The following is a 10,373-nucleotide window of genomic DNA, read 5'->3' as shown; positions in this document are numbered from 1 at the left end:
GCAACCGCCTAAACCTCAACACAAGATGCCCCCAGTCTCTCCTGAGCGTCTCAACCGTCTTTCCAGTCCGTCAGGCCAACCTATGCTGCGCCGGTGAAGGGCGTTCTAAGTATTACTCTCAAAACCCGCAAGCAGAAAATGACGTTATTGGTCTTTTTTTTGAATTTTCTTTGTTTATTGATTTATTTCAATAGCTTACTTTCATTCAAAATTGACCTCCACCCTTCTGTCCGGGTACTTTTGGGCATGATCTGACTGGCAAGCCACATAAGACAAAATGGGCCGACACAAGATATAGAGACTCCGCGATTTCAGGATACAAGTCAGGGCGACTCGAAACGGGAAAACGAGTCGGAACTGCGGCCAGAATACGGTCAAAATCCTCTCACCACCGCCAGACGCCTTATACTGCGTGTCGCTCCCTGCCGTGATGTGGACGGAACAAGCTCGATGTCTGCTATTGAACACCCTGTCTTGCGCATCCCCTAAAGATGCGGTCAGGTTCCACCAATTCACTCTTCGATCCGAAAGCAGATCAGCAATGGCGCGCAATGTTCAGTTTCCTTTGGTCAGAACCGTCGGATTTGACGGCGCGCTGGTGACCTTTGCGGATAGGATGACCGACACCGCGAACCGGGCAGCGCTGGCATTTCGAGCCGAAGTCGATCGTCTGCGCTGGGATGAGGTGACCGAGTCGTCAGCCTCCCTGGGCTCGGCCTTTGTTCGGTTCGACACGCAGCGCATCTCTCATCAGAAAATGCTGCAAAAGCTTCGGGATCTGGTTGAGCAAAAGGACTGGTACACTACACCGCTGCCCGCAGGCCGCAGGTTGTGGCGCGTTCCGACGGTTTACGGGACCGACCTTGCGCCCCAGCTTGACGATGCCGCCGCTGCTGCCGGCCTGACACCAGACGAAGCAATACGAAGGCTTGGACAGTCCCGCGTGCGGGTTCTGACCATCGGCTTCGCTCCGGGGCAGCCATATCTTGGGCCTTTAGGGCCCGAGTTCAACATTCCCCGGCTGCAAAGCCTGACCCCCATGGTGCCGGAAGGCGCTTTGGTTCTGGCGATCTCGCAATTTGTTCTGTTTTCCGGGCCGACACCAACCGGGTGGCGGCATATCGGTCAGACCGCCTTTCGGTGTTTCCGCCCCGAAAGGGCCGAGGCTTTTACCCTCAGACCCGGCGATGAACTGTTGTTCGAGCCCGTTTCCCGAGACGTTCTGGAACACATCACGGTCAACAACGAGGACGGCACAGGCGGCGCAACCTGTGAGGAGATCGCGCCATGAGCCTGATTGTCCACCGGATTGGCCCGGCCTGCACCATTCAGGATCAGGGGCGGACAGGCTATCTGGATCAGGGGCTGTCCCGGTCCGGGGCTGCGGACATTCTGGCCTTGCACGAAGGGGCGGCGTTGCTGGATCAGAGCCCAAACCTTGCGGCGCTGGAAATGGCCGGGATGGGGGGCGAGTTCGAGGCGACGCATAACATGCGCATCGCCCTGACTGGCGCACGAATGCAGGCCAGCATTGATGGCAGCCCTGCGGCCTGGAACGCGTCGCACCAACTGAGCGCCGGGCAAAAGCTGAACATCGAGGCGACGCTGGCTGGAAACTATGGCTATCTGCATCTGGGCGGCGGCATTGATGCCGAAGTTTTTCTGGGGTCCCGCTCTACCCATCTGACAGCGCGGATTGGCCGGGCGCTGCAGCAGGGTGACAGGCTGACCTGTGGACCGGATGCAGGCAACAGCGGGATGAAACTGGCTGCTGCCGAGCGGTTTTCGGGTGGGGTGCTACATGTGGTTGCCAGCTTTCAGACCCCTTTGTTTGATGGCGCAACACTTGAACGGTTTGCCCAAACCAATTTCCGGCGCGGCGCACGCGCCAACCGAATGGGCATGCAGGTGGACAGCGACGGCGACGGCTTTGCGGCCTCGGGCCAGCTGAACATCTTGTCCGAGGTGATCACCCCCGGCGATATCCAGATGACCGGCACTGGCGACCCGTTCATCTTATTGCCGGAATGTCAGACCACGGGCGGGTACCCTCGTATCGCGACCGTTCTGCCATGCGATATGCCCCGCGCGGCACAGACACCCGCAGGCGGCGACATCCGGTTCGAATTTGTCAGCATGGAACAGGCTGAAGTAATGCATAAAACGTTCCTGTCAGACCTTGCGCGCCTGCCCTCAAAAGTCGAGGCACTGGTGCGTGATCCCCATGACATCCCGGACCTGTTGTCCTACCAATTGATCGGCGGAGTGATCTCTGCCACCGACTAAGGAGATGTGCCAATGCCAAGCGTCGATCTGAATGCCGATATGGGAGAAAGCTTTGGCCCCTGGAAAATGGGCGATGATGAAAGCCTGCTGAAAATCATCACCTCGGCCAACATCGCTTGTGGGTTTCATGCCGGTGATCCGGATGTGATGGCATCGACGATGAAACTGGCGGCCGAAAATGACGTAGGCATCGGCGCGCATCCCGGCTTTCCCGATTTGCAGGGGTTTGGTCGGCGGAACATGAAGTTGCCCCATGACAACCTGCGCAATCTGGTCCGGTATCAACTGGGGGCCGCAATCGGCATGGCCACCGCAGTTGGCACCAAAGTGCGGCATCTGAAACTGCACGGGGCGCTGGCCAATATGTGTTCGGCCGATATCGAAATGGCGCGCGCCTGTTATCAGGGCGCATTGGATGTTGATCCCGATATCATCGTCATGGTGCTGGCCGTGACAAAGCAGGAAGAGGCCGTGCGTGAGCTCGGGTGCAACTGGGTGGGCGAGATTTTTGCCGACCGTGCCTATAACGACGATGGAACATTGGTCGACCGCAGCCTGCCCGGCGCCGTCATCCACGATGCCGAGGTCGCAGGCCCGCGCATCCTGAACATGATCCGCGAAGGTGCGATCATCACCGAAAGCGGCAAGCGACTGGAAACATCCATCGACACGATCTGCCTGCATGGAGACGGCCCGACCGCGGTTCAAATCGCCCGCTCCGTTCGCGAAAGCCTGATCGGGGGCGGTGTCGAGGTCACGACGTTCACCCACTAGTCAGCTTGGCCAAGCGGCTTCGCTGTACGTAGTTCTTCCTTTTTGGCAGCAGGAGTTTCTCTTGCGGCCAAACCAGACCTTTGAGCAATGTGCAAAGATTTTGTGACAGAGCCAAAATTAAATATGCTTCACACCAGTCAAATGAACGCGAGCTTTACAAAGCGGGCTTTGCCGCTATGAGCGCGCGTCATTTCACTATGTTGTCAAACTAGATTGACCGGCTTTCAACAAGAATGTGGGTTGGAGATTTTTTGTCCGCTATTCGTTTGCAATTGCTTGGGCATGTTTGGGGAATTCCGGTGAAAACATCAGCGCTTTGCATCTGTCGAACCGACCCGTAGCATATGCCCAGAAGTCCTCAGCCGGATTGCCGTCGGCGTGTTGGATAAGACCCCAGAGGGTCCACAAGAGATCACACATAGCTTTGTAAATAACCATCCGCCCGATCTGCGCCGCTGTTGGAGTTGCGCCGAAATACACCGTCAGCATTTCGATCTCCTGCGTCTCGGTCAGCCCTGCTTCAACCGACAGGTCGCCAAGGTCCCAAAGGGCGTCGTTCATGCCGGAATACTCAAAGTCGACGATCCACATTCGGTTACCATCATCAAGAAAGTTTTCGCAAAGCGGATCGCAATGGCTGGGCACCAGATTGCCAGGTCTGTCCTGCAAAAGTTGCTTGATCGGAGCGGCCTCGGCGACAATTTCTGTATAGCCATCGGGGAGATTGATATCTTTGGTTGCAAGGATTTTCAGATACTCATCGATCATCGAAAACAACTCAAAACGAAACTTGAACGGACGCGGGGCATCATGCAATTGCCGCAGGGCAAGACCAGCGCGCCCAGCGGCGCCCCCACGTGTCGCAAAATGCTCGGGTGTCATGGTGACGATGTTTTTAATGCATTCGCTGATCATTACCCCGGTTTCGGCATCTGCCCACAGTACCGCGGGGCCAATGCCGGCATCGGCTGCGACCCTGGCGTTATGGATTTCAACCGCGCGGTCGATATAATCTTCGGTGCCATCGCCGGGGATCCGCACGATCACAGCCCGCTCGCCAGATTTCACGCGGTAAACCAGATTGGTCAAGCCACCCAGACGCTGCACGTCGCTGCTCTGCGCCGAGATAGCCTCGAATCCGTCCAAATTGCGGAGTTCTTTCAACACGCGCTCGATATTGTCAGTGTCCATCACACCCCCCCTCCGATCAGGCTTTCAATTTTTCATTTTCCGGATCATAAACCGGCCCGTCAACGCGGCGGATCGGGCAGCGATCTCCGAAGAGTTCTAGTTCAAACTCCGTCTGCTCCCACATCTTCTTGGGCAGATACCCGTAGATGATTGTTTGTCCGGTGAAGTGCCCATATCCGCCGCTGCTGGCCCGTGAGACGGTTTCGCCATTGTGGAGGATGGTTTCGCCTCCGGTCATGGGCAATTTTTCGTCGGTCACAAAGGTGCACAATTTCTGAGACGCGCCGTTGGCTTTCTGCTCCTCCAAAACCGCACGGCCAATGAACTCATCTTTGGATCTCAAATGAACGCGCTGGCCTAATCCCGCCTCGATCGGGGAATAGTCCGGCGTGATATCGGCGCTCCAATAGAGATAACCCTTCTCTAGGCGCAGAGACTCGATTGCCCGGTAACCGATGTCACAGATACCGTGGGGCTGGCCGGCCTGCCAAAGCAAGTCGTAGACATGTAGGGCAAACTCTGTGGGGATATGAAGCTCCCAGCCTAGTTCGCCCACATATCCGATCCGGGCAGCAAGGAGTCTTGCGGCCCCGATGGTGATTTCCCGTGCGGTTGCAAAGGGGAAGGTCGCGTTCGAAACATCCTCTTCGCTGACGGCAGCTAGCACCTCACGCGCTTTCGGGCCACAAATATTGATCACTGCCCGCGCCGAGGTCATCTCGATCAGATGCACCGATCCGTCGTCAGGCAGATGGCGCTTGATCCAGTCGGCGTCGTGCACACCAAACCCGGAACCTGTCACAACATAGAAACGGTCCCGCCCTAGGCGGGTCACCGTAATATCTGCTTCGATGCCACCATTTTCGTTGCAAAGCTGCGTGTAGATCACGCTTCCAATCGGTTTATCCATGTTGGAGACCGCCAGACGTTGGATTGCGCCCAAAGCCCCGGGGCCGATCAAATCGAACTTTGAGAAACTAGATTGATCAATCAGCACCACGTTTTCACGAGTGGCGCGGTGCTCGCGGCCTGCATATTCGTGCCAGCCGGGATTGAGGAAATCGAGCTGATCCACGGGTGCGACGTCCGCAGGGGCAAACCATAAGGGTCGTTCCCAGCCGTTTTTCGACCCGTAAACAGCACCGTGTTCTTTCAGCCGGGCGTGCAGCGGCGATAGGCGCAAGTTGCGGGCTGTTTCGGCCTCCTGACCAGGATATCGCATTTTGTAGTGATGCGCGTAATGCTCGACGGCGCGCGGATACATAAAGGCCCGGGTCGCGTGATGCGGGCTGAATCTGCGCACGTCCAGCGGCCAGAGATCAAGGCTTGGCCGACCTTCAAGGATCCATTCAGCAATCATTTCACCAGCACCGCCACCAGCGGCAATCCCATACAGGAACCCGGTTGACAGCATCAGGTTCTTCCGTTCCGGGGCCCAGCCCATGACAAAATCGCCGTCAGCTGAATAAGGAATCGGGCCGTTAATCACCTGCCGGATACCCACCTCGTTGACAATCGGTGTTACTGCCCCGGCAAGCTCCGCAAGCGGGGCAAACCGATCGAGATTGTCCGGCAGCAATTGGCGGACAAACTCACCCGGAATGCCCCGTTCACCAAATGGCAACGTGTCGTCTTCATATCCGCCGATCACCAACCGCCCCCCGGCATCGGGCTTGTAATAGACCAGTCTTTCGGGGTCGCGCAGAGTCGGCAGGGTTTTGACGAGGTCCTGATCCGGCAATGGTTCAGTCACGATATACTGGTGCTCGACCGCGCAGGCAGGCACCACAACGCCCAGTTTAGCTGCAAGCTCACGGCTCCACATGCCCGATGCCAGCACCACGGTTTGCGCCTCGTAATCGCCATCGGTTGTCATCACTCGGCTGATGCGCCCATTGGTTATTTCAAAATCCTCGACCTTCACGCCCTGACGGATCTGCGCACCGTGAAGGCGTGCTCCAGCGGCAATGGCCTGACACAGACCGGCTGGATCAACATGCCCATCTGTAGGAATAAAGGCGGCCCCTTCCAGCCCTTCAGCGTCAATGTATGGAAACAGCTCTTTTGCTTCTGCCGGAGAGATAATCTCCATTTCCAGATCGAAACTGCGCGCCATTGTGGCCAGGCGTTTCGCTTCCAGTAATCGTTCTTTAGTTGCAGCCAGTCGTAGACTGCCAACCTTCTTCCAATCGAATTCCATGCCGGTTTCCGAGGCCAGCCGGTCGTAGAGCGCAACCGAACGCTTCAACATGCGGGTGGTATTGCGCGAAGACCGCAATTGTCCAACCAGACCGGCGGCGTGCCAAGTGGCCCCCTCTGTCAAAGACGCCTTTTCCAGCAGCACAACATCTTTTTCGCCAGACTGAGCAAGATGATAAGCAATCGAACAGCCGATGATGCCACCACCAATAATGAGATGCTTTGCCGAGTGGGTCGTCATTGTTTGCTCCTGTGCAAGGTGTCGGAGCCAGATCAGTGTAAAATTCAACAAATATCAACAAAAATGTTCTAACGTTATTGATTTTTGTTGGTTGTGAAAGCGATCCCGGCCTATTATCGTCCTAAAATCCAACATTCCCGAACCTGTATGTCCAAGTACGAAAAAGATATCCTCAACGCGGTCAATCTCCATGGGCGGATCTCGGTCATGGAATTGGCGCAGTGTCTGAACGTGTCAGATCAGACCATTCGCCGAATCGTGAAGCCACTGGTTGACGAAGGCAAAATTGAAAAAGCACACGGCGCTTTGGTGAGTATCCAAAAGGTTCTGGACCCGCCGTTCGTCGCGCGCATGGCAACAAACCGCGCCGCGAAAGTTGCGATCGCAAATGCAGTCCTGGATATGATTCCCGACGATGCTTCTATCGCCATCGATACCGGTTCGACATCGGGTTTCGTGGCTCAGGTGTTGCGGGCTCGGAAGAACCTTACGGTTGTGACGAACTCTGCCTTCATCGCAGCCACGTTGGCCATGGAAAACGGAAACCGAGTTTTTATGGCAGGAACCCAGTTACGAAATCACGATGGGGCTGCATTTGACCGCGCTGCATTTGACGTTATCGGCAAAATGTCCGTCGATTTTTCCATCCTGTCGGCATCACTCGTCAATCCAAAGAGGGGATTTATGGTTTTTGAACAGTGCGAAGTGGATATGGCTGTTGCGATGAAGACGATTAGCGAACGCTGTTTCATGGCTGTTGATTCAACAAAGTTTCACGCGTCGGGCGCCAATCCAGCCTTACGTCTACCGGAACTATTGGGACGCGATTTATTGATAACCGATCAGGCGCCTGCCTCAAAATTCAAAGATGTCATTGGTCAGGCAAAGGTCGTGTTAGCTTCCCACTGAAACTCTAATGCGTCCTTTGACACCAGCCAGCTTTACGTATCAGGCGTTGCGCATGGGGTATGGCTGTACATTCGTTCCAATCCGAATTCGCGGGAAATTGATGGGTTGCTGTTGCATTGCGAGTTAACGTGACAAAACTGTTATGACCGATGTCACTCCAACGATCCTTTCCACGGTTTCCAGCCAGTTTGTCGATGATTGGCTGGCGGCGCTGCGTGTCCTTTGCCCAGAGGCGCAGATGGCGTCGCTGCTTAGCCGGTCCGGTCTGAACGCGGATACGCGCTCGCCGAATGGTCGCGTGACGCTGGATCAGATCGTGTGTCTCTATCAACTTGCCGCAGTTGAGACCGGTGATGAGATGATGGGGCTTTGGAGCAGACCCGTCCGGCCAAGGGCCCTGCAACATCTTTTGACGACTGTCAGAGAGGCAACGTCTCTTGCATCAGCACTCTACCGGTTTTCGACCTTCTGGAACCTGCTGCTGGATGACTATCAGTTCGGTCTGGATGATGTCGAAGGCGCATTGGTGCTAACCCTGAAACCACAAGGCACGGCATACGTACAGCGGTTTGGGCATATGCTGATCCTCAAACTTGCCCACGGGCTCATGTCCTGGCTGGCAGGGCACGAGGTTCCGGTCAGGGGCGTCGATTTCGCGTTTGACCGCCCGAACTTTGATCAGGATTACGCGATCATCTTTCCGGCACCGATCCGGTTCGTACAACCCGCCACCGCGATCTCGTTCGATCCGAATGCACTGGGTCCCGTGCAGGCGCGCAGTGCCTCTGATCTTGATCGGTTTTTGCAAAACGCGCCGCGAGACTGGATCTTCACCTCTTCGCGGGAGCACACCCAATCGCTGCGGGTACGCACATATCTGGGCCAAACGGGATGGGAGGCTGCCACCCTGACCCAGACAGCATCCGCCATGCACATGACCCCGCGCACCCTGATCCGCAGGTTGCATGCGGATGGGACGTCGTTTCAGGCCATAAAGGATGCCCTGCGCCGGGACATCGCGATTCGTGATCTGCAGGCGGGGCGCAAAAGCGTTGAGGCCATCGCACATGATGTCGGTTTTTCTTCGGCTGCCAATTTTCACCGGGCATTTCAACGCTGGACCGGCAGTACACCCAGCGCATATCGCAAATCACATACATAAGCGGCCATTTGTCACTTTTGGAAAATTATCTGTCAGCACACGAGATAGAGCTTAACGGGCTGGCTCGCTAAATCTTGCCGCATATAAGCATTTTCAGCTGAAGTTTCGCCTTCATAGCTCATCAGTCTGGCCATCCACGATTGCCGGGTTGTGGCGTCATCTGAGAACAATCGCCATTGAAAGGATCCACCAATGTCAGACAAACTCGCCACCATACTCCAGGCCGCACGCGACCACGCCGAGCAGGTCATCCTGCCCAATGTCGACGCCTGGAACGCCACGAAGACATGGCCGCGCGATGCTTCGGACAAGGCCGGGGCCGCTGGCCTGACGGGGCTATACGCCCCTGAAGAATTTGGCGGCCAGGGCTTGCCACTTTCAGAGGGCATTCAGGTCTACGAACAGCTGGGGCTCGGAGATGGCGCTTATGCTTTTGCCCTGTCGATGCATAACATCTGCACCTTCGCGGGCTGCGGTTATGGCACAGATACCTTCAAGGAAAAATGGGCGCGGGATCTGACCTCGGGCCGCAAACTGGCGAACTTTGCACTGACCGAACCGCAATCCGGATCGGATGCCACAAACATGTATTCGCGAGCCGTGATCAATGACAACGGCACATGGACGATCAGCGGTGCGAAGGCATGGGTCAGCCTCGCGACCGAGGCTGATATCTATTTCACCGTTGTCAAAACCAGTGACGCACCCGGCCACAAGGATATGGCGATGATCGCCATTCCCGCCGACGCTTCGGGCCTCAGCTTTGGTCCGCTCTACGACACCCCGTCCTACAACTTCCTGCCTCTGGCCGAGATGTACATGGACAAAGTCGTGGTGAGTGAAGACAACATCATCCTGCCCATTGGTCAGGGCCTGCAAGGTTCACTCATGGCGATCGACATCGCCCGCGTCTCAATCGCATCAGGATGCTGTGGATTGATGCAAGCTGCATTGGATACGGCGCTGTCCTATTCCAAGAACCGCAAGATGTTTGGTGGCAAGAACCTCGATCTGGACGGGATCCAGTGGATGCTGGGCGAGGTTGCAACCGATCTTGAAGCCTCCAAGCTGCTTTATCGAAAGGCGGCAGAATCCCTTGGCACGCCCGAAGGCCCTCTGATGGCCGCTCATGCCAAACGGTTTGTGCCAGATGCCGCAGTGAAGGCTGCGAACACCTGTACGCAAGTGTTGGGCGGCATGGGTCTGCTGCAGCCTTATGGTCTGGATCGTTTGTCCCGCCTCGCGCAAATGCTGCGGATTGTGGACGGGACAACCGAAATCAGCCGTGTAGTTATCGGGCGGGCCCTGCAAAAACGAGCGGCGACCTTGCCTGATCTGCCAGTACCGAAAGGATTTGGTGAGACCGGCTGAACATTCTAACCCGCCGGAGAAGCGGAACCGACCTGAAAATCTCCTCAGAGATCGGTAAAATTGAATGACCAGCCGCGCATATGCGGCCGGTTACTCGATATTGCAGACCTTGGTGCAAACGCAGCGAATTCACACTTTGTCCGCGTCTTTCCGGTTCGTAGACGACGCAGCGAACGGCGCAGTTTCTCGAACAAGCCACTCGCGATTGGAGCGGCGAATGCTACTGGTGAGCCCGAAGCT

The 10,373-nt window shown here is 56.2% G+C and carries 9 protein-coding genes; 7 read left to right on the top strand and 2 right to left on the bottom strand.

Features of this window, described 5'->3' with window-relative positions; all coding sequences use genetic code 11:
- The 4 genes from I9188_RS15080 to I9188_RS15065 all read left to right on the top strand — a co-directional run.
- On the top strand, positions 1-194 hold a 194-nt coding region (locus tag I9188_RS15080), incomplete at its 5' end, for a hypothetical protein (RefSeq protein ID WP_209599670.1).
- Positions 195-541: 347 nt separating this feature from the next.
- Positions 542-1,291: a carboxyltransferase domain-containing protein gene (locus I9188_RS15075; RefSeq protein WP_209507803.1), complete on the top strand. Its 750-nt coding sequence runs from the start codon at positions 542-544 to the stop codon at positions 1,289-1,291.
- Positions 1,288-2,286: a biotin-dependent carboxyltransferase family protein gene (locus I9188_RS15070; protein WP_209507806.1), complete on the top strand. Its 999-nt coding sequence runs from the start codon at positions 1,288-1,290 to the stop codon at positions 2,284-2,286. Before I9188_RS15075 ends, I9188_RS15070 begins: the two co-directional genes overlap by 4 nt.
- Before the next feature lie 12 nt (positions 2,287-2,298).
- Complete coding sequence (locus tag I9188_RS15065; RefSeq protein WP_209507808.1) at positions 2,299-3,060, top strand: 5-oxoprolinase subunit PxpA; 762 nt, start codon at positions 2,299-2,301, stop codon at positions 3,058-3,060.
- A gap of 258 nt (positions 3,061-3,318) precedes the next feature.
- Here I9188_RS15065 and I9188_RS15060 read toward each other — a convergent pair whose 3' ends face one another.
- Together I9188_RS15060 and I9188_RS15055 are read right to left on the bottom strand one after the other, a co-directional pair.
- Positions 3,319-4,251 carry a choline/ethanolamine kinase family protein gene (locus tag I9188_RS15060; RefSeq protein WP_209507810.1) on the bottom strand — a complete coding sequence of 311 codons (933 nt, stop codon included), beginning with the start codon at positions 4,249-4,251 and terminating at the stop codon, positions 3,319-3,321.
- A gap of 16 nt (positions 4,252-4,267) precedes the next feature.
- Entirely contained in the window at positions 4,268-6,691 is a 2,424-nt protein-coding gene (locus tag I9188_RS15055) for an FAD-dependent oxidoreductase (protein WP_209507812.1), read from the bottom strand.
- A 147-nt stretch (positions 6,692-6,838) separates the two neighbouring features.
- Between I9188_RS15055 and I9188_RS15050 the strand changes: the two genes are divergently transcribed.
- The 3 genes from I9188_RS15050 to I9188_RS15040 all read left to right on the top strand — a co-directional run bounded on the left by I9188_RS15050 (position 6,839) and on the right by I9188_RS15040 (position 10,133).
- Positions 6,839-7,600, top strand: a complete 762-nt coding sequence (locus I9188_RS15050) for a DeoR/GlpR family DNA-binding transcription regulator (protein ID WP_209507814.1) — start codon at positions 6,839-6,841, stop codon at positions 7,598-7,600.
- Positions 7,601-7,742: 142 nt separating this feature from the next.
- A complete protein-coding gene (locus I9188_RS15045) occupies positions 7,743-8,762 on the top strand; it encodes an AraC family transcriptional regulator (RefSeq protein ID WP_209599669.1) in 1,020 nt (339 codons plus the stop codon).
- A 192-nt stretch (positions 8,763-8,954) separates the two neighbouring features.
- Complete coding sequence (locus tag I9188_RS15040; protein WP_209599668.1) at positions 8,955-10,133, top strand: acyl-CoA dehydrogenase family protein; 1,179 nt, start codon at positions 8,955-8,957, stop codon at positions 10,131-10,133.
- Positions 10,134-10,373: the final 240 nt, after the last annotated feature.

Source organism: Ruegeria sp. HKCCSA071, from assembly GCF_017872555.1.
GTDB lineage: Bacteria > Pseudomonadota > Alphaproteobacteria > Rhodobacterales > Rhodobacteraceae > Ruegeria.
This window is presented reverse-complemented; position numbering and strand designations above follow the sequence as displayed.